This window comes from Methylocystis sp. B8 (assembly GCF_005771425.1).
In the GTDB taxonomy this organism is placed as follows: domain Bacteria; phylum Pseudomonadota; class Alphaproteobacteria; order Rhizobiales; family Beijerinckiaceae; genus Methylocystis.
Window position 1 is genome coordinate 494,875 of record NZ_VBTZ01000001.1, and the last position, 21,859, is coordinate 516,733.

General features: G+C 62.3%; 15 protein-coding genes and 1 other RNA gene. 9 read left to right on the forward strand and 7 right to left on the reverse strand.

The window, feature by feature from the left end; translation table 11 throughout:
* Positions 1-25: 25 nt before the first annotated feature.
* Both mdoH and FEV16_RS02365 read right to left on the reverse strand, forming a co-directional pair.
* Positions 26-2,254, reverse strand: a complete 2,229-nt coding sequence (gene mdoH / locus FEV16_RS02360) for a glucans biosynthesis glucosyltransferase MdoH (RefSeq protein ID WP_138165985.1) — start codon at positions 2,252-2,254, stop codon at positions 26-28.
* Complete coding sequence (locus tag FEV16_RS02365) at positions 2,242-3,786, reverse strand: glucan biosynthesis protein (RefSeq protein ID WP_138165986.1); 1,545 nt, start codon at positions 3,784-3,786, stop codon at positions 2,242-2,244. The genes mdoH and FEV16_RS02365 overlap by 13 nt, the downstream gene beginning before the upstream one ends.
* 253 nt (positions 3,787-4,039) lie before the next feature.
* On the opposite strand from FEV16_RS02365, the gene glmU reads away from it, so the two are divergent.
* Positions 4,040-5,401, forward strand: coding sequence for a bifunctional UDP-N-acetylglucosamine diphosphorylase/glucosamine-1-phosphate N-acetyltransferase GlmU (gene glmU / locus FEV16_RS02370; protein WP_138165987.1), 1,362 nt, complete (start codon positions 4,040-4,042; stop codon positions 5,399-5,401).
* A 96-nt stretch (positions 5,402-5,497) separates the two neighbouring features.
* The gene (gene glmS / locus FEV16_RS02375; RefSeq protein ID WP_138165988.1) at positions 5,498-7,327 is read left to right on the forward strand and encodes a glutamine--fructose-6-phosphate transaminase (isomerizing); all 1,830 of its coding nucleotides are present in this window, start codon (positions 5,498-5,500) and stop codon (positions 7,325-7,327) included.
* A gap of 5 nt (positions 7,328-7,332) precedes the next feature.
* Here glmS and FEV16_RS02380 read toward each other — a convergent pair whose 3' ends face one another.
* Positions 7,333-8,832, reverse strand: coding sequence for an FAD-dependent oxidoreductase (locus FEV16_RS02380; protein WP_138165989.1), 1,500 nt, complete (start codon positions 8,830-8,832; stop codon positions 7,333-7,335).
* A 151-nt stretch (positions 8,833-8,983) separates the two neighbouring features.
* On the opposite strand from FEV16_RS02380, the gene FEV16_RS02385 reads away from it, so the two are divergent.
* Together FEV16_RS02385 and FEV16_RS02390 are read left to right on the forward strand one after the other, a co-directional pair.
* Entirely contained in the window at positions 8,984-9,808 is an 825-nt protein-coding gene (locus FEV16_RS02385) for an ABC transporter permease (RefSeq protein WP_138165990.1), read from the forward strand.
* A complete protein-coding gene (locus tag FEV16_RS02390; protein ID WP_138165991.1) occupies positions 9,798-10,571 on the forward strand; it encodes an ABC transporter ATP-binding protein in 774 nt (257 codons plus the stop codon). The genes FEV16_RS02385 and FEV16_RS02390 overlap by 11 nt, the downstream gene beginning before the upstream one ends.
* A gap of 2 nt (positions 10,572-10,573) precedes the next feature.
* Here FEV16_RS02390 and FEV16_RS02395 read toward each other — a convergent pair whose 3' ends face one another.
* Positions 10,574-11,740 carry an LptF/LptG family permease gene (locus FEV16_RS02395; protein ID WP_138165992.1) on the reverse strand — a complete coding sequence of 389 codons (1,167 nt, stop codon included), beginning with the start codon at positions 11,738-11,740 and terminating at the stop codon, positions 10,574-10,576.
* Positions 11,741-11,806: 66 nt separating this feature from the next.
* The gene (locus FEV16_RS02400; RefSeq protein WP_138166453.1) at positions 11,807-12,697 is read right to left on the reverse strand and encodes a hypothetical protein; all 891 of its coding nucleotides are present in this window, start codon (positions 12,695-12,697) and stop codon (positions 11,807-11,809) included.
* Between the two features lie 156 nt (positions 12,698-12,853).
* On the opposite strand from FEV16_RS02400, the gene FEV16_RS02405 reads away from it, so the two are divergent.
* From FEV16_RS02405 to hrcA, 4 genes are all read left to right on the forward strand, one after another.
* Positions 12,854-14,143 (forward strand): glycosyltransferase, encoded by a 1,290-nt coding sequence (locus tag FEV16_RS02405; protein WP_138165993.1) that lies wholly within the window; start codon positions 12,854-12,856, stop codon positions 14,141-14,143.
* A 143-nt stretch (positions 14,144-14,286) separates the two neighbouring features.
* Complete coding sequence (locus FEV16_RS02410) at positions 14,287-15,561, forward strand: glycosyltransferase (RefSeq protein ID WP_138165994.1); 1,275 nt, start codon at positions 14,287-14,289, stop codon at positions 15,559-15,561.
* 161 nt (positions 15,562-15,722) lie between these two features.
* On the forward strand, positions 15,723-16,505 hold the full coding sequence (locus FEV16_RS02415; RefSeq protein ID WP_138165995.1) for an outer membrane beta-barrel protein: 783 nt from the start codon (positions 15,723-15,725) through the stop codon (positions 16,503-16,505).
* 82 nt (positions 16,506-16,587) lie between these two features.
* Positions 16,588-17,673: a heat-inducible transcriptional repressor HrcA gene (hrcA, locus tag FEV16_RS02420; protein ID WP_138166454.1), complete on the forward strand. Its 1,086-nt coding sequence runs from the start codon at positions 16,588-16,590 to the stop codon at positions 17,671-17,673.
* A gap of 20 nt (positions 17,674-17,693) precedes the next feature.
* On the opposite strand, the gene FEV16_RS02425 is transcribed toward hrcA, so the two are convergent.
* Both FEV16_RS02425 and FEV16_RS02430 read right to left on the reverse strand, forming a co-directional pair.
* Positions 17,694-19,937: a primosomal protein N' gene (locus FEV16_RS02425; protein WP_138165996.1), complete on the reverse strand. Its 2,244-nt coding sequence runs from the start codon at positions 19,935-19,937 to the stop codon at positions 17,694-17,696.
* Between the two features lie 78 nt (positions 19,938-20,015).
* Positions 20,016-21,272: an NAD(P)/FAD-dependent oxidoreductase gene (locus FEV16_RS02430; RefSeq protein WP_138165997.1), complete on the reverse strand. Its 1,257-nt coding sequence runs from the start codon at positions 21,270-21,272 to the stop codon at positions 20,016-20,018.
* Between the two features lie 129 nt (positions 21,273-21,401).
* Between FEV16_RS02430 and rnpB the strand changes: the two genes are divergently transcribed.
* An RNA gene (rnpB, locus tag FEV16_RS02435) (RNase P RNA component class A) lies at positions 21,402-21,781 on the forward strand.
* The last annotated feature ends 78 nt before the right edge of the window (positions 21,782-21,859 follow it).

Sequence of the window (21,859 nt, forward strand, 5' to 3'; positions counted from 1 at the left end):
GAACCAGCCTTATGCTCTATGCCGGTCACTCGGCGGCGCGCGCTGTTTCCTGCGCCGCTGCGGCGAGGACGGCGCGGCGCGGCAGACGCGCGATCATGCCGATAAGCGCGCGGTCCGAGAGCGCGACGAGCCTCTCGCCGCGGTTGAGCCAATTGACCGCGTCCTCGATCGTCTCGGCGTCGGCGATTTTGGCTTCGGCGAGAGCGCGGTCCGCGCCGATCTGTCCGCGTTGCCTCGGTCGGCGCGTGGGCAACCAGTTCTCGTGCAGCGCCCGCAACTCCGGGTCTTGGTGAATGGCGATCAATCCATTGACGTCGTCCTCGCCGGCGCGCCCCAGCGCCTTCGAAAGAGCCTTGCCGCGCTTGGCGATCGGCGGCGTCGTTGTTTCTTCCGGAGTGATCAGCGCGCCGGCGCGCCGAAACATGAGGCCGAGCCAACGTTGGCTCGTCGCCCATGAAATGATGATTGCAAGCACAAGGCCGGCGATCGTGGGCGACATCCAGGCGACGAGCGAGGGCGAAATCATGAAGCCGGCGACGAGGCTGAGCACGCCCAGCGCGACATGCCAGATGTGACGACGGACGATGTCGCTGAATGGCACGGAGCCATCGTCGCGCCGCTGAGGGTCCCAGCCGGTGTCGAAGCCGAACACGATATGCAGCACATGGCCGGTCTGAATGAGCATCATGATCGGCGCGAGCAAAGCGGACAGCACGATTTCGAAAGCTGTCGAGACCAGCAGCATAATAACGCCGCCAGACCCTTTGCGCGTTTCCGGCTCACGAATGGCGACGATTAGCCCGAAGAGCTTGGGAGCAAGCAGAATGCCCATGGTGAGGCCGAAGAGTTCAAGCGACCGCTCAGCGTCGAACCGCGGAAAGGTCGGAAAGAGCGCGAATTCGCCGGTGAAATATTCCGGGCGAAAATAGCTCGCCTGGAACACGATCACGATACCGATGAGCAACTGCAAGAGCCACAGCGGCGAAGTCAGATAGCCGAAGATGCCGGTGAGAAAATGCTGCCGCGACGCCCAGTGAAAGCCTTCGCCGAACAATACGCGCGCATGCTGCAGATTGCCCTGGCACCAGCGACGGTCGCGAATTGAGAGATCGATCAGCGAAGGCGGACTCTCTTCGTAAGAGCCGCCGAGAGTCGGCATCATGTAGACAGCGTAGCCGGCGCGCCGGATAAGCGCGGCTTCAACGAAATCATGGCTCAGGACGTGGCCGCCCCAAGGCGGACGGCCGCGCAAGTCCGGTAAACCGCAGTGCTTCGCAAAGGCCTCCGTGCGAATGATGGCGTTATGGCCCCAATAATTGCCGTCGCGGCCCATCCAGGCCGATAGGCCCATCGCGATGACAGGACCATAGATGCGCGCGGCGAATTGCTGGACCCGGGCGAACAGCGTGTTGCGATTGATGATGAGCGGCAACGTCTGAATGATGCCGCTGTCGGGATCGGCCTCCATCGCGGCGGCGAGCTGGACGATGGTCGGGCCGCTCATCAGGCTGTCGGCGTCGAGCACGACCATGTGGCTATAGGCGGCGCCCCAACGCGAAACGAAATCTTCGATATTGCCGGCTTTACGCGCCGTGTTCTTTTCGCGCCGCCTGTAAAAGATTCGCGCCTGCGGGCCGAGCCGTCGGCGGATGGCGATGAAGGCGCGCTCTTCCGCGACCCAAATGTCGGGATTGGTGGTGTCGGAGAGGAAGAACCAATCGAAATGCGCGCCGAGACCTGTGGCTTGCAAATCTTCGTAGATCGTTTGCAGCGCGGCGAAGACGCGGCTCGGCGCTTCGTTGTAGATCGGCATCACGACGGCGGTTTTTTCGGCGAGAGTCGACGGGAGCGTCGGCCGCTTGCGCCGGCGCATCAACACGGCGAAGCCGACGACGCAACTTGCGAAGGAGAGCGCGATCCAGGAGAAGTTGAGCACGAACAAGGCCAGCAGCGCCCACTTCAAAATGGTGACGCCGCCGACGTCGATAACTTTGTACATTTGGGCGGCGCCATAGGCGGTCAGCGCCAAGCCGCCGCCGAAGGTGACAAGCCGCGCGAGCCATGGCGTGCGCCATAGCCACGGCGCCTCCCTCTTGCGCCGCTGACGCTTATCGAATTTGAACAGATTTTGGGCCGGCATCGGCAGCCGGCTCTCGACAGGAGTCGGCGGAGCCGCTGCTGGATCGGAACTGGCGGTTCTCCGTTCCAGCGCCGGCGGAGAGTCATCTGTGGCGGCGAAGTTTACGACGTCCATCGGTAAAGCCAGGTCTCACTGATCGGGCGATCGTCCGACTGCAGAACCAGTCGAAGCTCGCAATAGTTCTCGCCGGCGGGGTCGACGTCGAAAACGACACGGCAGGACTTCGCCGACGAATTCAAATAGGTCTGAATATTGGTCGCCAATCCGGGGGAGGTCGTCAACGCCGCTTTAAGTTGCGCCGTCCGCTGTGGGTCCGCCAATACGTCGCCGGAAAAGACGACAACAAAACGGCGGAGTTTACCCCCTGGCGCGCGACCGGAGCGTGCGCTTGTGGCGACCGCAAATGGCGGGCGCGCCGGCGGCTCCCAGCACCAGAACTGACGATAGGCGAACGATGTCTCCTTGCCGGCGACGAGAGCGGTCCTCGGCCGCCAGTAGGCGACGACATTGGCGTTGATTTCGGACTCTGATGGAATCTCGACGAGTTGCAGGGCGCCGTCGCCCCATTCGCCGAGCGGTTCGACCCATAGCGACGGACGGCGCTCCCAGTGCTGCTGGTCATCCTCATAATCATCGATGTCGCGTTGCCGGATCAGCGAACCGAAGCCCTGGGGATTGCCGTCGACGAAGGAGGAGAATTGCAGAATCTCGCGGTTCGACACTGGTCGCCAAAGCCATTCGCCTTGGCCGGTGAGCATCTGAATGCCGTTGATGTCGGCGACCATCGGCCGCCAATCGTCGGGCCGGGGACGGTCGAGCGGCGTGAAGAGCGAAGCCGCGGCAAAGCCCGCGAGCCCGAAGTGATCGACCGCCGTGCGCGGGTAAAGCGTCAATTCGGTGTCAATGAGCGTCGCTTCGCCCGGCCGCAGCGTGAAGCGATAGACGCCGGCGACGCTGGGGGAATCCAGCAAAGCGTGAACGACGAGCGCGTTGTCGCCGAGCGCGGGCTTCTCGATCCAGAAGCTTCGAAAGGCTGGAAATTCCTCGCCGCGCGGATCGGCCGTGCGGATTGACAGACCACGCGCGGTCACGCCGAGATTCTGCCCCCGCGCGACGGCGCGATAGAAGCTTGCCCCTTGAAATATGGCGAGTTCCGCCTCGGAGCCGCCATTTTGGGCGTGAAGGACCCGAAACCCGGAAAAGCTGAGGTCGGGAAGCGACTCCGGGACGTTCAGCCCGCCATAGTCGAACCGGCGCCTATCGTAAGGCAGCCGCGCGGCGGCGCCATTCTCCACCAGGTAGATATCCACCGCGCCCGCAAAAATATGGCCGCGGTGAAGCGGCTCGATGCTGAAACCCGTGTTGTCCTGACGCCATATTGCTGCGTCCGGCTTCGTCTTGATCCCGACGAATTGTTCATAGGAAAGATTTGCGAAGGGTTCAGGCAGGTCCGTTCGGGGCGGCGTATAGGGCTTTGCTGCAAGTGCGCGGGCGAGCTCAACCACCATGTCGCGCGAGAAGGGCGAAGGATCTGGAGCCTTTGGGCTCGCCGCCGGACCAGCAGTCCCCGCGTTTGACTGAGACGAAACGATCCCCGCCGCGATTGCGCCCAAGCCCGCTTTCAAGACATCTCGACGTTCGAACATGAGTTACCGAAGGAAGGTCGGCCCGGAGGCGATCCGCGAGGCTGAACGGGCAACTGAGCCCTTTGCGGCGGGCTGGCGACAGCCCTCTATACAAGAAAGCTAAGGAGACAAAATGGTTTTCTTCGCGGTTTTTGAAGGCTGCGCGCGAAAGCCGCGGCGCCTTGCGCTCCGCCGCTCGAATCTGCCAGAACCGCGGCACAAGCGGCGCCGCTTCGCCGGCTCCTAGCGCAACGTCTAGCCTTTGGGCCCCCCGATGCCGACCGACAGAAGCGCGCTCGCGATCATCCTTGCCGCCGGCGAAGGCACGCGGATGAAATCCGATCGCCCGAAGGCGCTGCACGAGGTCGCTGGACGCTCCATGCTCGCCAATGTATTGACGAGCGCGGTCGCGGCCGGCGTCAACCGCGTCGCCGTGATCGTCGGCCCCGGTCGAGATGACGTTGGCGCAGAGGCGCGCCGCTGCATCCCCGACGTGCAGATTTTCGTTCAGAATGAAAGGCGCGGCACGGCGCACGCAGTGCTCGCCGCCCGCGCCGCCCTCGCTGAAGCATGCGACGACCTTCTGGTGCTTTTCGCCGATACGCCGCTGGTGACGCCGCCGACGATCGAAGCGTTGCGCGCCGCCCTCGCCGAAGGCGCCGCCGTAGCGGTCTTGGGCTTCGAAGCCTCCAACCCCTTCGGCTACGGACGGCTGTTGCGCGACGCTGCGGGGGGCCTCATCGCGATCCGCGAGGAGAAAGATGCAAGCGACGACGAACGCATCGTGACGCTCTGCAATGGCGGTCTGATGGCGATCGACGGCGCCCACGCGTTGCGCTTGCTGGAGAAGATCGACAATAAGAACGCCAACGGCGAGTTCTATCTCACCGATGTGGTGGAGCTCGCTAGAGCAGACGGACGCAAAACGACAGTCGTCATCGCCGACGAAACCGAAGTTCTAGGCGTCAACGACCGCATACAGCTCGCGCAGGCCGAGGCTATTGCGCAGTTGCGCCTGCGTCGCGCCGCCATGGCGAGAGGCGCAACGATGATCGCGCCAGAGACTGTTTTTCTTTCCGCCGATACGGAAATCGGCTGCGATGTCGTCATTGAGCCGCATGTCGTCATGGGCCGGGGCGTAAAAATCGCCGATGGCGCGGTGATCCACGCTTTCTCGCATCTCGAAGGCGCGAGCGTCGGAAAAGGCGCGAGCGTCGGTCCCTTCGCACGCTTGCGGCCAGGCGCGGCGCTTGCTGAAAACGCCAAGGTCGGGAATTTTGTCGAGATCAAGAACGCCAATGTCGCGCAAGGCGCCAAGGTCAACCACCTGACCTATATCGGCGACGCCGACATCGGCGCGAACGCCAATATCGGCGCAGGGACCATCACCTGCAATTACGACGGGTTTCTCAAATATCGCACGACCATTGGCGACAATGCCTTCATCGGCTCCAATTCCTCGCTTGTCGCGCCGGTGACGATCGGCCAGGGCGCCTATATCGGCTCAGGCTCGGTCATCACCAAGGATGTTGCGCCCGACGCGCTCGCCGTGGGGCGCGGACGCCAGATGGAAAAGGCAGGGTGGGCGGCGACTTTTCGCGCCACGCAGGCTGCGAAGAAGGCCAAAAACCGGTAACTTCGAGCCTTCGCGCCTATTCACCCTAAATTTGACGTTGATCGCGCGTTCATCCGCCTTGTCGGCGCTCTTGCTACTATCGCTTCGGAGATCGTCATGTGCGGCATTGTGGGAATTATCGGCGCAGGCCCGGTAGCGGGCGGCGTCATCGAGTCGCTGAAGCGTCTCGAATATCGCGGCTATGATTCCGCCGGGATCGCCACTCTGGAGAACGGCCATCTCGCGCGTGTGCGCGCGAGCGGAAAGCTCAAGAATCTTGAAGAAAAGCTCGCGGCGGCGCCGCTTTCCGGGGCCATCGGCATCGGCCATACGCGCTGGGCGACCCATGGCCGGCCCACCGAGAACAACGCCCATCCGCACGCCAATGACCGCGTCGCGGTGGTTCATAATGGCATCATCGAAAATTTCCGGGAGCTTCGCGCCGAACTCGCGGCGAAGGGCCATATTTTCTCGACTGAGACGGATTCGGAGGCGGTCGCCCATCTCGTCGCCGACGAGCTGCGCAACGGCGTGACGCCGGAAACAGCCGTCGCTGCCGCCTTAAAACGGCTCAAGGGCGCCTTCGCGCTCGCCTTTCTTTTCGAAGGCGAAAACGATCTTTTGATCGGCGCCAGGCGCGGTTCGCCGCTCGCCGTGGGTAAGAGCGACGACGGCGTCTATCTCGGCTCCGACGCGCTGGCGCTCGCGCCCTTCGCGACGTCTATCGCCTATCTCGACGAGGGCGATTGGGTGACGCTGACGCGCGAAGGCGTGCGTTTCCATGACGCCGACGACAATCCGGTCGAGCGGCGCTTTCAGCCGCTGATCGCCGGATCTTTCCTCATCGACAAAGGGAATTACCGCCATTTCATGGCCAAGGAGATTCACGAGCAGCCGGAGGTCGTCGGCCGCACGCTCGCGCATTATCTCGATCTCGCCGAGGGCGTCGTGCGCTTGCCGTTCGAACTCAAATTCGATCCGCAGGCGCTGTCGCGCGTCACCATCTCCGCCTGTGGCACGGCCTATTACGCCGGTCTTGTCGCCCGCTACTGGCTTGAGCGCTTCGCCCGCCTTTCAGTCGAAATCGACATCGCATCGGAGTTTCGTTACCGCGAGGCGCCGCTGCCTGAGAATGGCCTGACTATTCTCGTCTCGCAGTCCGGCGAAACCGCCGATACGCTCGCAGCTCTGCGCTACGCCCGCGAGCATGGCCAGCACATTCTTTCGATCGTCAATGTCGAAACCTCGACGATCGCCCGCGAGAGCGACACTGTCGCGCAGACATTGGCGGGACCCGAAATCGGCGTCGCTTCGACGAAGGCCTTCACCTGCCAGCTCGCGGTGTTCGCCTGTCTTGCGCTGGCGTTAGGCCGGGCGCGCGGGGTGCTGAGCAAGGAGCGCGAACGCGAACTCGTCGCGGAGCTCGTCGCCGCGCCGGGGCAGATGGCGCAGGCGCTTGCGCGCGAGGCGCAGATCGAACCTGTGGCGCGCGACGTGGCGCGGGCTTCGAGCGTGCTTTATCTCGGACGCGGACCCGCCTTTCCTCTGGCGCTCGAAGGCGCGCTGAAGCTCAAGGAGCTTTCCTATATCCACGCAGAGGGCTATGCGGCGGGCGAATTGAAGCACGGGCCAATCGCGCTGATCGACTATGCGATGCCTGTGATCGTGTTAGCGCCCCCCGACGCGAGCCTCGAGAAGACCGTCTCGAATCTCCAGGAAGTCGCCGCGCGGGGCGGTCATTTGATTCTCATCGGCTCGCCGCACGCGCGAGACGCTGCGGCCGCCGATCTTGCCGGCTTCATCGAAATGCCGGAAGACGTTGCGGGCCCCTTCGCGGTCATCGTCTACGCTATCGCCGCGCAGCTCCTTGCGTATCACGTCGCGACCTTCATGGGTAAAGACGTGGATCAGCCGCGCAATCTGGCGAAGAGCGTGACTGTGGAATAGGGCGCTCAGCCCCTCTTGATGATTTCGACGGCGTTCCGCGCCTCGACGATGGCGCTCTCGACCGCCGGCATGCCTTGTCCGTCCGAATGCGCGAGCAGCACATTGCCGAAGCGCTTGGGCAGCGCCCGCATGGTTGTGACGATCCCAGGCGCGGCGATGAGGTGATGATGGCCCCAGCGCGTCAGCCGCACTTCGGTGAGCCGCGCCCCGCCGAACGTCTCCGGAAGGAAGCGTCGCAGCTCTTCGATGATTGGCGCGGCGAAGTCGGCGCGGTCGCCGGCGAGCAGTCGCTCGCGCCCCACGCGAGGGTCCCGAAATGGTGCATAGACCGTCAGCACGCTTTGATCCTTAGGCCGTTCGGCGGAGGGCAGGGCCGCCGTCCCGCTGACCGCATCGCAGAAGCTCTGGGCGCCGAGCGCCCAATTGTCATAGGGCAGTTCCGTCGGCGGCCCCTCGAAACAGCAGTTGGCGACGAGATAGCTGCCCTGACGCAGCGAAGTCATTTTTGCAGTCGCGGCGGGGTCGACTCCGCGCAGAATGCGGCCGGAAAAAAAGTAGGGGGCCGCAACGACCGCCCAGCGCGTTTCGAGGCAGCGGAGCTCTTCCGGATTTCGCACGTCGAACCAGCCTATGCGGGCGTAGCCGCCTTCCGCTGGCTCGATCGCGTAAACCGCGGCGCCGGTGACGACCCGCCCTTCGCCAGCCTGGGACAGGCGCGCCGCCATCGCGCGGGCGATCGCAGCGTTGCCGCCCGGGAAGGCGTAGATGGGCGTGTTGATCTCCGAAAGAAAATTCACGCCTGCATAGGCCGAAATGTTGGCCGTGGGCGCGCCCAATGCCGAGAGGCAGTAGGAGTCGAGCAAGCCAAGAAGTCGTGCGTCGATATGCTCTCTCCGCAAGAAGTCGAGCAGGGACAGCCCGTCAAGCGCCAGCGCCTGCTGCGACGCCTCGGCGATCGGAATTTTGGGGAAGTCCCGGCTCTCGCCAAGGCGGCGTAATAGCGCTTTGAGGTCCTCATAGGCGCTCCGCCATTCCCCCTCCCGAGGATCGCCTTCGCCTGCCGTCCCCGTCATCACCCTGTCGACCGGATCGCTGACGGGCCGCGGCCCGAGACCCAGCATCTCGTAGAAAGCGCCAAAAGGTTCAGACAGGTCAACGATATATGCGGAACCCAGCGCGTAATCGACATTGCGCCAGCGCCCGGATTTGGCGACTCCGCCAGGCTCCGACTCGCGCTCCAAGACGAGCAGGTCGCGATCTTTCAAAAGCGTGGCGACGGCAAGGCCCGCCAAGCCTCCGCCGATGATGGCGACTTCGACGCGTCGCTCAGGGGCTGGAAGGGGGGCGCGCCAAAGCCCGTCCCGGATCGCGTGCATGGGCGCAAAACTGTCGCCAGTCCATTCACTCAGAAGGTAGGGCGGCTCCTGGGCTGATCCCGCGCGCGGCAGGATGAGCTGTGTCCCCAAAGCGCCAAACCCGGCGATCGCCTCACGCCGTGTCAGCATGGCCGTCTCCGAAGACGATGCGCCTGGTAATTCATGCAGTTCCTGGGGGTTGAGCGTCGCCATTGACATAGGGCGGGCTGAACTGGTCTATGCGAGCGACGCAGCGCCCGGCGCGATAGCGCTCTCTAGACCCGAAAGGACGCGCCGCCACTTGCTCGCCTCGATACCAGCCGTCTATATCGCGCCCTTCGACAGGGCCTGGCGCAATCGGGAGCTCATCCGCGCCGTCGTTCGACGAGAGCTCATTTCCAGATTTAGCGGCTCGGCCCTCGGACCGCTTTGGGCGGTGCTCGCGCCGCTCTTCATGCTCCTCACCTATACCGCGCTGTTCTCCATCACAGTCCCGCAGCTGTCCGCCGGCCAGACGGTCACGGATTATGCGAGTTCGATCTTCATCGGACTCATCGTCTTCAATCTGTTCAGCGAGCTCGCCTATCGCGCGCCGATGCTTCTGCACGAGCATGTCAACTTCGTGAAAAAGTCGATTTTTCCAAGCGAGACCATCGCCTGGACCGCGACCATCCGCGCATTCACATATGCCGGGGTAGCGTTTGCCGTATATATCGTCTTTCGATTGCTGACGGCGGGATCGATTCCTCTCACGATCGCGCTGACGCCGTTCCTGATCGCGCCCTTCTTCCTCTTCATGTTGGGAGTCGTCTGGTTTTTGATGGCGCTCGGCGCCTTCACGCGTGACGTTGCGCATATCATGGCGTCGATAGTGCCGATGCTCATGTTCGCAACCCCAATTTTTTATCGGATCGACCAGATTGGGGAGATATCGAGGTCGGCCGCTGTCTGGTTGCGGTTTAATATCGTGGGCGACTATATCGAGATGCTGCGCGATCTCGCTCTCAATGGAAACATGCCGAATATCCTCGCATACCTGGGGATTGTCGCTGTATCCTACGCCGTATTTATCGGAGGCTACCAATTTTTCATGCGCTATAAATCGGTGATCGTCGATGTCATCTGAGTTCGCGATTCGCTGCGGGGGCGTCGGCAAAGCGTTCCAGCTCTATGCGCATCAGAACGATCAACTCAAGCAGATCCTGTTTGGTCTCTGGAAGAAATTTTACAGGGAAAAATGGGTTCTGAATGACGTCAACTTTACGGTCCAGAGGGGCGAGCGCGTCGGCATTGTCGGGCGCAACGGCGCTGGCAAAACCACGCTGCTGCAAATCCTCTGCGGCATTACGCAGCCGACCAGAGGCGAGTTCGAGATCAAGGGTCGCATTGCGCCGATATTGGCGCTGGGCTCTGGTTTCGACGGGCTGCTGACGGGGCGCGAAAACGCCCGCATCGGCGCGGCGATCCTCGGTCTTTCGCGCAAAGAGGTTGACGCCTGCATCGACGATATCGCCGCTTTCGCCGACATCGGGCCTTTCTTCGAACAACCGATGCGAATCTATTCGGTAGGCATGATCGCGCGCGTCGCATTCGCAATCTGCGCTCACGCCCAGGCGGACGTGCTCATCGTCGACGAGGCGCTATCCGTAGGCGACGAGATCTTTCAAAAAAAATGCGAGAATTACATTAGCGAATTCGCCAAGACGGGAACAATTCTTATCGTCTCCCATAGCCTTGAGTTTCTTAAGAAGCTGTGCACGCGCGTATTGTGGCTGGAAAATGGCGTTGTGCGCGAGATCGGCGATCCTGCAAAGGTCATCGCTCATTACCGCGCGGCGATGAAAGCCGAACAGGGTCAAAAAAGTCGCGTGGCGATGAAAGCGGAGTAGGCTCAAAAAAGTGGCGTCGCATAGGCGCCGGCGGGGGCCGCGCTTTGGGCGCTGGAGAGACGCCGCGGCTTTGCGCTCCAGTTCAACCGTGCGATGAGCCAAGCCGAAACGCCGACTTCCGCGAGCGCCAGCGCGGCGAGCAGCAATACGAACAGCCCGTTGATGCGCAGCAATGATTCAAGCGCGACGAGAAAGCCAATGTGCACGGTCGGAATCGCCATGATGGCGAGGCTTCCTGCCGCCCCCCTCCGACCGGTGATGTTGCCAAAAGTCAGCACGAGCGCCATCGCGAGCAGCGTATGAGCGATAGCGAGCGCCGGCACGCCAAAACGCTTTGCCGCCTCTGCGGCCCATTCGCCGAGCTGGCGCGGGTCGCCGCGCGCCACAGCGTAATTGGCTAGAAATGCGCCAGCCGACAATTCATAGACTCCTCGCCAGCCACGGTCGGGCAGCGAAGCGCTGCCCTGCATCGGCAACGCCATGGCATATTCGTCGAAATTGGCGATGCGCACGTCGCCCGTCGTCAGGGAGCGCGTCTGGATGCTGCCGTTCGAGAGCGCGACGATGACGCCTGTTTCGTTGCGCCGAAATTCCGCGCGCGCCGCCGTCACAGTCTCCTCCTGCATTTTTTCGACCGAAAGCTGACGCACGAACAGATTGACTGCGAGGTCAGGCGTCTCCCAGCGCTCGATGTACAGCGTCTTCACGCCATTATCGAATGTATAGAAATGCGCTGCGTCGAGCATGCGATGGTTGAGCGAATTGCGTACGACGTTGAGCACGTCCTGCATGCCGCTCGAATAATAAGGCGCGGCGAAATTGGCGAGCAGATAGCCAAGAACGACGACGCCGGCCGCCAAGACCAGCGCAGGCCGGCAGATGGCCCAAACTGAAAGGCGTAGCGCGTAGAGAACGGCAATCATCCCTTCGCTCGCCATGCGCGAGAATTCCAGCGCGGTGGCGACGCCGACCGCCATCGGCAGGGTCACATAGGCGACCGTGGGCGTCACGCCGATGAGGGCAGGGATGACGAGGCCGCCGCGCACCGCCGCGGGAGGCAACTGGTAAAGCAGATAGGAGAGGACGACCGGAACTGAGAGCGCGAACTGCACGACGATCACGCCGAAGCCGATCCGCTTGAAGAGGTAAAGAAACAACAGGCGCGGCATGTCGGCGGCGTCCTCGTTATCGCCCGATATCGCACCGAATGGCGACGAAAGCTTGGACCCCGCGCCTCACTTCTTGAATCTCGCCCATGCGGCCCTCGAATATTCCGTCCACGCCTGATCAAAAACGCCGCTTTTCGGCAAAGCGGTGGCGCCGGCCCAATGCGCGAAATAAATTTCCTTGCCTTCGTAATCGACGGGCTTGTTGTCTTTAAATTCGACCCCAGGCGCCTTGTAGAAGCTTTCGTGCGAAGCGCCGGTGACCACATGCGGCAAAAGCGCGATTTTTACGCCGCGACGATGCGCAACGAAATTCACAAGCGGCTGCGCGAAAAGTTGCCCGCGCTTGCGCACGTCATGGAAGATCGTGGCGTCGTCGCGGATTGTATCAATGAAGTCGGAAAGTTTGAGATACTGGTTCGATGTGACCCAGAAGCCGTCATTGAAGAGGAGCGCATCCTTGAGAAATGGGTAGCGGTCGCGCTTGTCGTTGTAAACATATTCGAAACTTGGCGAGGCGACGATGAACTCAGTTTTGCCTGTCTCGAGACGACCAAACAGCGGCGTGAAGTCGCGAAACAGAATGACATCGACGTCGACATAGGCGACTTCGTCGAGCGGCAGGGCGAGCGCCTGCAATTTTCTCAGCCGGCGGCGATTAGTATTGAAGACGCCAGGGTAAAGTTCATGCGAAAGCTTATCAATTTCCCTCGGCTCTTCGCCGACGTAATGCGCGCCGTAGATGTCCGCGGCGCGGCGCGTCATCGTGACATTGTCGTCGTAAGGAATGAGATAAAGCGGCAGCGAGGAATTGGTGTCTCGGTAACTCTCGAGAAAAGGCAGCAGCCAATCGATGATCTTGTCGTTGCCGACGATAGCGACGCCGTAACGCCTCGGAGCGCCGCTTGGCGCGGCGGCGCCTTCGGGCGATAAGACTGGATTTGGAACGCGTAGCCTCATATAGGGGATGTATTTGAAAATGGCGGCTAAAAGCAAGGGGCGGCCGAGCCGTGAGCGAAGATGCGTTTCTCGAAGGCTCAGGTGTGATAAGGAGCGGCGACAGCGCTTGATCAAGCCAGACCGAGATTTTCATTAGGGATTTGAGGATCAACCGGCATGTCCCTCGCCATGTCTCATACGATGCGCCCCATTCCCTCATCCGCAACACGGCAGGCGGAAACCACAGACGCGGAAACACGGCCTCTTGCCGGTAAAACCGTCGCCGTCGTTCATGCCGCCTGGCACAGTTGCGGCAGTTACCAGGTCAACGTCAGTCAGATCGCCGCTTATAAGGCGCTTGGCGCGCGCGTCGTTTCTGTCGCAATGATGGACGATGTGGCGCGTCGCCCGCCGCATGGCGCGCGTTGGTCAGCCTATATTGAAGCGTCGCGCGACATCGGCGCCGATCGACGTTACTACTCTGGCGCTCCGCTCTCTGCTCTAGCGTCACGACTCCTCATCGATGGCTGGTGGCGGTTAATTCACGGCGATCAGGCGTCATGGCTGATCGAACTCGCCAAGCGCGCGCCGTTGCCGGAAGGATTCGAGAACGAAACGATCGACTTCATCCACGCCAATCATTATTTCACGCTGCCGTTCGTCGAAACTCTGATGCGGGGACGCAAAGTTCCAGTCGTTTTGGAGACGCAGGACATTCAGGCGCGCCAATATATTTTGCGCAACAAGGGCGGTTTCTTCATTCCGCCCTACGCGACCTATGATGACATGCTTAAGATCGAACTTGCGTGGATGCGTCGCGCTGATCTTTGCGCGCATCTCAATGAGGAGGAGCATCGCGATTTCCAGAAACTCCTGCCGCAGTCGCGGCACGCGCTGATCTACCCGGCGGTGTCCTCAGCGCCACTGGCGCGCGGACGCGACATCATCATCGTCGCGAGCGACAACTACGGCAATTACATGAGCCTGCGCTGGTTCTTGCAAGAGGTTCTCCCGTTAGCGGGCGAGGCCCGCGTCGCGATCTACGGCAATATCGACGGGGGCGTGAGGAGACGCGACGCGGCGCTCTATGAATCGCATCGTGCTTTGTTCAAAGGCCGGGTCGACGACATTGGCGCGGTGTACGCCAACGCCGGCTGCGTGCTGCTCCCCACGGTCGAAGGTCATGGCCTGTCGATCAAGGCGGTTGAGGCGCTATCCTGCGGGGCGCCTCTCGTCGCGACGCCGCTGGCGTTCCGCGGCATGCAGGTCGATCCGGCGAAATTGAAGAATGTCGCTCTCGCCGAAGACGCCAAGCAATTTGCGGCGCTGTGGCGCGACGCCCAGGCGCGGGCCGAACGCGAAGACGCGACTGAGGCGGAGCGAAGCGACACGCGCCGGCTCTATGAAAATTCGTTCAGTCCCGAGGCTTATGCGCGCGCCCTGGCGACAGCCGCCGCGACGCTCTGAGAAACTCGTCTCTCTGGCGGCGCCTGCCAAACCCGAGCGCGGCCCTCCGCGCACACCATTGCGCAGACAGGCCAGCGAAAGTGCGATTGTCGGAATAGCCGAACTCTGATTAGGCTGCGGCTTACGCCACCAGGAGGATCGGATTGAGCGTCTCAACGAGTGAATGCTTGGCATGCGCCGAGCGTCCGCTTTTCGGCCGGCGGGTCGCGCTTGTTCATCCGGCTTGGCACTCCTGCGGCACTTACCGCGTCGTTCTTGGCCAAATCGCCGCCTATCGCGCGCTTGGAGCTGAAGTTTTTCCGATCGCTGTCAGTTCCGATCCAGGCTTTCATCCCGCCCGAGGATGGATTTGGAAGTCTTTCAATCAGGCGACTCCAGAACTTGACGGCGGCGCGCGCTACTACGGCGGCACGCCGTTCCGTGCGTTGTTCGCGGCCCGATTTCTGCGCGAGGCGCTATGGCCGTACATTCATGGCGACCAGGCCGTAATTCGTCTTGCCATGGCGGAACGTGCGCGGCTCTCGCCCGCTGTCGAGGACGCAACCTATGATCTTGTTCATTGCAACCACTTTTTTTTAATGCCTGTCGCGCGCCGTCTCGCGCGCCACGCTGCGCCGATCTTGCTCGACACGCATGATCTGCAGGCGCGGCAATTTGCGCTCATCAACGAGACCATGCCTTGGCTTAGGCCTCGCGCCACTTATGAATCCATGTTGGCGCAAGAACTTGAATCAATGCGCGGCGCGGATCTCCTGCTTCATCTCAACGCCGAGGAGGCCAAGGACTTCGAGACCCTTCTTCCCGAAAAGGCCCACGCGCTGCTTTATCCAGCTATTCCCGAAGCGCCGACCGGACCTGGCGGCCCCGACATTGTTCTCGTTGCAAGCAACAACACGGCCAATGTCGAAAGCGTTCTCTGGTTTTTGAGCGAAGTTGCGCCGAAGGCGCCCGGCGTTGCCGTCAAGATCGTCGGCAACGTCGACGCCGCCGTTCGCTCAAAGGCGCCTGAGCAATACGCCGCATACAAGGAGTGGTTCCTGGGCCGAGTCGAAGATCCTGGCTCCGTCTATGCGAATGCGCGTCTCGTTTTACTTCCGACGATCAGCGGAACGGGACTTTCGATCAAATCCGTGGAAGCGCTCTCGAGCGGCCTGCCGCTGATCGCCACCACGCAGGCCATGCGGGGAATGGAGGAAGCAGCGTTGCGCCTTCCCGGCGTCGTCACTGTCAATTCAGCCGCAGAATTCGTTCAGGCGCTGACGCTGGCCGCCGCCGATGCGCCTCTAGACGAAGCCGCGCGGCGCGCCAGCGCCGGTCGTCGCTATTACGAGGCGCGCTTTTCGCTCAGCGCGTACAAGGCGAGCCTTGGCGTGCTGGCGGCCGCGCTGATCAGCGCGACACAGGAAAATAGCGCGTAGAAAATCAGCGCTTTGCATGAAGGTGTGTCTCATCGGCAACGTTGGGGGAAAAATGGCGTCGTGACCCTGGGCGCTAATTACCTCTTAGGTTTGATAATGTTACTTTGCTTTTTGAAACTGCCGTTCGTCCAAGCGGGATGAGCTTATTGGAGGCGCCTCGAATGACTTTCAAAACCTTCATTGTTGGCGCCTTTGCGTCAGTGCTTGCGGCCAGCGCCGTTTCGGCGGCTGACCTTCCGAGCTACAAGGCTCCGCCGCCTCCGCTTCCGCCGCCTTTCAGCTGGGAAGGCTTCCATATTGGCGTCAGCGGCTCCTATGGCGGAGGCATCTCCGCCACTAACGCCAATGTTTATTCTTTGGCGCCGGGACCATTGTTTGGTTTTCCGGCGTCGCATTCGATCGGCACGAGCGGCTACCTCGTCGGCTATCAGAATGGATATAATTGGGTCTTCGACAATAAACTGGTCGTCGGCTACGAAAGCGAATTCAATTACGCCGATGTTCGCGCGACAAATACGGGCGCATTCATTGGCGGAGTCGGCGCCAGCAGCCGCCTGCAATGGTTTGGTTCCGAGCGCTTGCGCTTCGGCTACGCCTACGGGCGTTTCCTTCCTTACATCACCGGCGGTCTGGCCTATGGGAAGGTCCGGCCCTACGGCACGCAGTGGGCGAATGGATTCGTCTTCCCCGCCAGCCAGTCAGTCTGGCAGGCAGGTTTCGCGGTCGGCGCTGGCGTAGAGTACGCCGTTCTCGATAACTGGTCGGTCAAGGCGGAATATCTCTTCACGAGCATGAAGGGAGCCTCGGGCGCAAACTTCGGCTTCCCCTTCTCCTACCGCGTCTTCCAGGGCAACTACCTCGACACGCATATCGCCCGCGTCGGCGTCAATTATCAGGTCAAGAACATCGGCGCGCTCATCGGGATGCCTGATCTCGGCCTCTGATCGATCGTCTTTCCCGACGTTGAAGAAGCCCGGCCTCGCGCCGGGCTTTTTCGTTGGCGCGCAGATGCGATATCCTCAGCTCATGATCCGCAACCCGCCGCTTGGCCACCCTTCGGCGCTGAGCCTCGCGCAACTCAGCGACCGCTCCCGCGAAATCTTCAGACAGATCGTCGACAGCTATCTCGCTTCCGGCGATCCGCTAGGCTCGCGCAATCTCGCCCGGCTCCTGCCGATGACGCTCTCGCCCGCCTCGGTGCGCAATGTCATGCAGGACCTGGAGGAGCTCGGCCTCATCTATGCGCCGCACACGAGCGCAGGACGTCTTCCGACCGAGCTTGGGCTTCGCTTTTTTGTCGATTCGATGCTGCAGATCGGCGACCTCGAAGCGAACGAGCGTGCGCGCATCGCCGCCGAAGTTGAAGCGGCGTCGAAAGACCATGATTTCTCAGGCGTCCTTGCGGAAGCGACGAGTCTTCTGTCGGGGCTGACCCGCATCGCAGGCGTCGTCGTCGCCTCCAAGGACAATGTGCGGTTAAAGCAGATCGACTTCGTGCGGCTCGAACCCGAGCGGGCTTTGGTGATTCTCGTCGCCGACGATGGGTCGGTTGAAAACCGCGTGATCCCCGTGGCGCGCGATTTGCCGGCGTCTGCGCTAACGGAGGCGGCCAATTATCTCAACGCACGCGTTTCTGGCCGGACAATCGCCGAAGCCCGCGCGAACATCGAAGCATCGCGGCGCGCCGCGCAAAAGGAACTCGACGAACTGGCGGCCCGGCTCGTGGAGGCCGGATTGGCGACCTGGGCGGGCGCGATGGGCGAGTCGCGGCAGCTGATCGTCCGCGGCCAGGCACATCTTCTCGAAGATCTGACCGCCGCCGCCGATCTCGAGCGCGTTCGGCTTCTCTTCGCCGATCTGGAGACCAAGACGGAGGTCATCGACCTGTTGGAGCGCGCCGAAGAGGGCGAAGGCGTGCGCATTTTCATCGGCTCGGAAAATAAGCTTTTCTCGCTCTCCGGCTCTTCAATGATCGCCGCGCCGCTGCGCGACAGCGAACGCCGGATCATCGGCGCGCTCGGCGTCATCGGCCCGACTCGAATCAACTATGCGCGGATCGTTCCGATGGTCGACTACACCGCGAAGGTCGTGGCCCGCGTCGTCGGCGGGTGAAGGAGCTGAAGGACAGCTCCTTACGAGAAGTTTTGCGGGTCGACATCCATCTGCACGCGAACGCCGCCTCGCTCTTTCGGTCCTGCAGCAATCATGTCGCGTATAAACGCCTGCAGGTCGGCGCCGCGTGGTCCTTTGGCGAGCAGTCGAAATCGATAACGGCCGCGGATGAGCGCGATCGGCGCTTCCGCCGGACCCAGCAGCGCGATTTCATTTTCCTCTGGCCAGGCGCCGGGCCCAGCGACTTTGTAGCGCGGCGAAGGCGGCAGCTCATGCGCCGCCCGGACGAGCGCGCGGGCGTGAGCTTCCGCGGCTCCGGCGTCTTTAGCCGAAACAATCAAAGCGGCGAGACGACCAAAGGGCGGGAGTCCTGCGCGCTCGCGCACCGCGATCTCCTGCGCATAGAAGCGCTCCGCGTCTGCCGAGAGTAGAGCTTCCATCACCGGATGCGAAGGGTGAAATGTCTGGATCAGCGCCCGGCCGGGCCTATCGCCGCGCCCGGCGCGCCCTGTCACCTGATTGAGAAGTTGGAACGTGCGCTCCGCCGCGCGCGGATCGCCGCTGCCCAAACCAAGATCCGCGTCGATGACGCCGACAAGCGTGAGATGAGGGAAATTGTGGCCCTTGGCGACGAGCTGCGTGCCGATGACGATATCAAAAGCTCCCTTTGCAATCTCCTCCAATTCGCGCCGCAGCCGTTCTGCGCCGCCCGGAAAATCGGATGAGAGAACGAGTATGCGCGCGTTCGGAAAGAGCGTCGCCGCTTCTTCAGCGAGCCGTTCGACGCCCGGTCCGCAAGCTGCGAGCGAATCCTCGCTGCCGCATTCGGGGCAGACGTCCGGACGGCGCTCGACATGACCGCAATGATGGCACATCAGCGCGCGGCGGAAGCGATGCTCGACCAGCCAGGCGTCGCAGTGTTCGCAACGGAAGCGATGGCCGCATGTGCGGCAAACCGTCAACGGCGCATAACCGCGCCGATTGAGAAAGAGCAGCGCCTGTTCGCCGCGGCCAATCGTTTCGCTGACGGCAAGAGCAAGCCGTGGCGCGATCCATCGACCGCGCGCCGGGCCTTCCTTGCGCATGTCGATCGCTTCGAGCGTCGGCATCAGTCGCGCGCGCGCCCGCGAATCGAGCTTCAGATAGCCGTAGCGCCCGCGCATGGCGTTGACGCGCGTTTCAATGGACGGAGTCGCCGAGGCGAGAACAATGGTCGCTTGTTCCATCCGCGCGCGCACCACCGCCATGTCGCGCGCGTGATAGCTCACGCCGTCGTCCTGTTTGTAGGCCCCTTCATGTTCCTCATCGACGATGATCAGCCGCAAATTGGAAAAGGGCAGGAACAATGCCGAGCGCGCGCCGACGACAACGCGCACGTCTCCCGTCGCGCAACCGCGCCAGATGCGCGCGCGCTTCCGTGCGCTAACGCCGGAGTGCCATTCGGCGGGTTTCTCGCCAAAACGCGCAGCGAAACGCTCGAGAAATTGAGTCGTGAGCGCAATTTCCGGCATCATGACAAGCGCCTGTCCGCCTGTCTGCAGCGCTTGCGCGATCGCCTCGAAATAAACTTCAGTTTTGCCCGAGCCGGTGACGCCTTCGAGGAGGAAGGGCTTGAACGCCTGCAGTGAAAGCGTCGCCTTCAGCGCGTCTGCGGCGTCCTGCTGAGCAGGCTCTAAGCACGGCGCGGCGAACAAAGGATCGAGCGGCGGCGCGATCGGCTCCGGCGGCGCGGCGATCGCCTCCAACGCGCCCTCATCGACGAGAGCGTCGATGACGCCCGTCGAGCAGGCGGCGGCTTCGGCAAGCGCCTTCTTCGTAAAAGCCAAGCCGCCTTCCGCCGCCGTCAGCACCCGCGCGCGCGTCGGCGTCAGGCGTTGCGGCGGCGCGCCGCTCGCGCGATAGAGCGTGCGGGGCGCCTCAGGTCCGGCGTCTTCCGCGGCGCGGGTGGCGAGCCGCAACGCCATGCCGCGCGGCGTCAGCGTGTAGCGTGCGAGCCAATCAATGAAGTCGCGCAGCTTGCGTGAGAGCGGCGGCCGGTCGAGGCGCGCGCTGATGGTCTTGAGATTTCCTCCCGGGCCGGAGCCGCTGTCGACCGACCAGACGACGCCATAAGCCTCGCGGCGCCCGAGCGGCGCGCTGACACTGTCGCCGGGTTGAAGACGCATCGCCGCCGGCGCGAGATAGGAATAGGTCGAGTCGACCGCGACCGGCGCCAAGACCTCGACGACTCGCGCACCTTCCTCATCGTTCTGCGCCGCGCTCATGCCGAGGGCTTAATCCATTCCGATCCGAAGCGGAAATTTCCTGAAACGAAGCGGCGAGTCCCGCGCAGTCGATCGAGCTTAGCGCGTAATTATCCGCGCGCCTCGATTGCTTGTCAGGTAGGTCGCGATCCAACTCATCGCCACGAAGATGCGGCTACGCAAATTTACGAGAAAATAAATGTGCACGATGCTCCAGAAGAGCCAACCGGGGAAGCCGGTCAACTCCAGCCGGCCGAGTTTGACGATCGCCGAGTTTCGGCCAATCGTCGCCAGATTGCCGTAGTCGCGGTAACGGAAGGGTTTGCTCGGAGAGCGTCCGAGGAGGCGGAGCCGAATTGCGTTTCCGACATATTTGCCCATTTGCTTCGCGGAAGCGGCGAGCGCTGGAACTGGCGTTCCATCAGGACCTGTGAGAAACGCGAGATCCCCGATGACATAGACGTTTGGAAGGCAGGGGACCGTCAGATTCTCGTTTACGGCGATACGTCCGGCATGATCGCCTTCAACGCCTAGCCAGTTCGCAGCCGGCGAAGCCCGAACGCCGGCGGCCCAGAGAATGACGCCTGCGGCAATCTCCGTCTCTCCAGCAATGATTCTGTCCTCGAACACCTGGTCGACGGTCAGCGCCGTGCGAACCTCAACGCCGTTTCTTTCAAGCGATTTGCGCGCGTATTCGGAAAGCCTCTCGGGGAAGCTTGAAAGAATGCGCGGGCCGGCTTCGAGCAGAATGATCCGTGCGTTCTTCGGATTGGCGCGGCGAAACTCGGGCGGGAGCGTATGCCGGGCGAGTTCGGCAATGGCGCCGGCGAGTTCGACTCCCGTCGGACCGCCCCCGACGATGATGATGGTGAGCAGTCTCTCGCGTTCGACGGGATCGACGCTGACCTCGGCGCGTTCGAATGCGAGAAGCAGCCTGCGGCGGATGAGCGCCGCGTCGGAGATGGTTTTCAGCCCCGGCGCCAACTTCGCCCAATCGTGACCGAAATAGGAATGCGTGGCGCCCGTCGCGACGACGAGGAAGTCATAGCCAATCTCGCATTTTCGAGTTTTCACGACTTTGCGCGCGGTATCAACGCCCTCCACCGTGAGCATCAGCACGGTTGTACTCCTTTGACGCCGCACCACGTGGCGTATCGGCCATGCGACCTCCGGCGCGGCGAGGGCCGCCGTCGCGACCTGATAGAGCAGGGGCTGGAAACAATGATGATTGTTGCTGTCGAGGATCAGCACGCGCGCATCCGCGCCGGCGAGCGCCTGCGCAGCAGCGATGCCGGCGAAGCCGCCGCCAATGATGACGATGCGAGGTTGGCTCTCGGCGGCGCTGCTTTGCTGCATGGCGAACCATCCACAGACTGGCTTGTCGTCAGAGAGAGCGAATCAGGCCTAAAGCAGCCCGAAGCATACAAGGTTCCGCCTCGTGAGCGTCCTTGCATTCCGGCGCTGGGGCGCCTATCCCTTCCTAAGCCAGTCGGCTGGACGGCCGCTGCCAAAAGCAGAGGAAAGTCCGGGCTCCACGGAGACACGGCGCCGGATAAGGTCCGGCGGGGGCGACCCCAGGGATAGCGCCACAGAAAGCAAACCGCCGCGCAAGCGGTAAGGGTGAAAGGGTGCGGTAAGAGCGCACCGCCCGAGCGGCGACGTTCGGGGCAGGGCAAGCCCCGCCGGGAGCAAAACCGAATAGGGGCGACGGAAGGATTTCGAGCGCGAGCTTGAGCCTTCAACCCGTCTCCGGGACTGTCGCCCGGGTTGGTTGCTAGAGGCGGGCGGCAACGTCCGTCCCAGAGGAATGGTCGTCACGTTCTGCAAAGGACGTACAGAACCCGGCTTACAGGCCGGCTGGCGCTTAATATCCAGTTTTGCGGCGAATATGGCCGCACGGAAGTTTGGCCTCGTTTCTTCCGCCACAAGTCGGCCAAATTCCG

What these genes read in the sequence shown, in the direction of transcription:
- FEV16_RS02390 (WP_138165991.1), top strand. Translation starts at nt 9,798, where the DNA reads ATGTCATCTGAGTTCGCGATTCGCTGCGGGGGCGTCGGCAAAGCGTTC.
- FEV16_RS02430 (WP_138165997.1), bottom strand. Translation starts at nt 21,272, where the DNA reads ATGCAGCAAAGCAGCGCCGCCGAGAGCCAACCTCGCATCGTCATCATT.
- FEV16_RS02415 (WP_138165995.1), top strand. Translation starts at nt 15,723, where the DNA reads ATGACTTTCAAAACCTTCATTGTTGGCGCCTTTGCGTCAGTGCTTGCG.
- hrcA (WP_138166454.1), top strand. Translation starts at nt 16,588, where the DNA reads ATGATCCGCAACCCGCCGCTTGGCCACCCTTCGGCGCTGAGCCTCGCG.
- FEV16_RS02380 (WP_138165989.1), bottom strand. Translation starts at nt 8,832, where the DNA reads ATGCTGACACGGCGTGAGGCGATCGCCGGGTTTGGCGCTTTGGGGACA.
- FEV16_RS02425 (WP_138165996.1), bottom strand. Translation starts at nt 19,937, where the DNA reads ATGAGCGCGGCGCAGAACGATGAGGAAGGTGCGCGAGTCGTCGAGGTC.
- FEV16_RS02400 (WP_138166453.1), bottom strand. Translation starts at nt 12,697, where the DNA reads ATGAGGCTACGCGTTCCAAATCCAGTCTTATCGCCCGAAGGCGCCGCC.
- FEV16_RS02395 (WP_138165992.1), bottom strand. Translation starts at nt 11,740, where the DNA reads ATGCCGCGCCTGTTGTTTCTTTACCTCTTCAAGCGGATCGGCTTCGGC.
- FEV16_RS02365 (WP_138165986.1), bottom strand. Translation starts at nt 3,786, where the DNA reads ATGTTCGAACGTCGAGATGTCTTGAAAGCGGGCTTGGGCGCAATCGCG.
- glmS (WP_138165988.1), top strand. Translation starts at nt 5,498, where the DNA reads ATGTGCGGCATTGTGGGAATTATCGGCGCAGGCCCGGTAGCGGGCGGC.
- mdoH (WP_138165985.1), bottom strand. Translation starts at nt 2,254, where the DNA reads ATGGACGTCGTAAACTTCGCCGCCACAGATGACTCTCCGCCGGCGCTG.
- FEV16_RS02405 (WP_138165993.1), top strand. Translation starts at nt 12,854, where the DNA reads ATGTCCCTCGCCATGTCTCATACGATGCGCCCCATTCCCTCATCCGCA.
- glmU (WP_138165987.1), top strand. Translation starts at nt 4,040, where the DNA reads ATGCCGACCGACAGAAGCGCGCTCGCGATCATCCTTGCCGCCGGCGAA.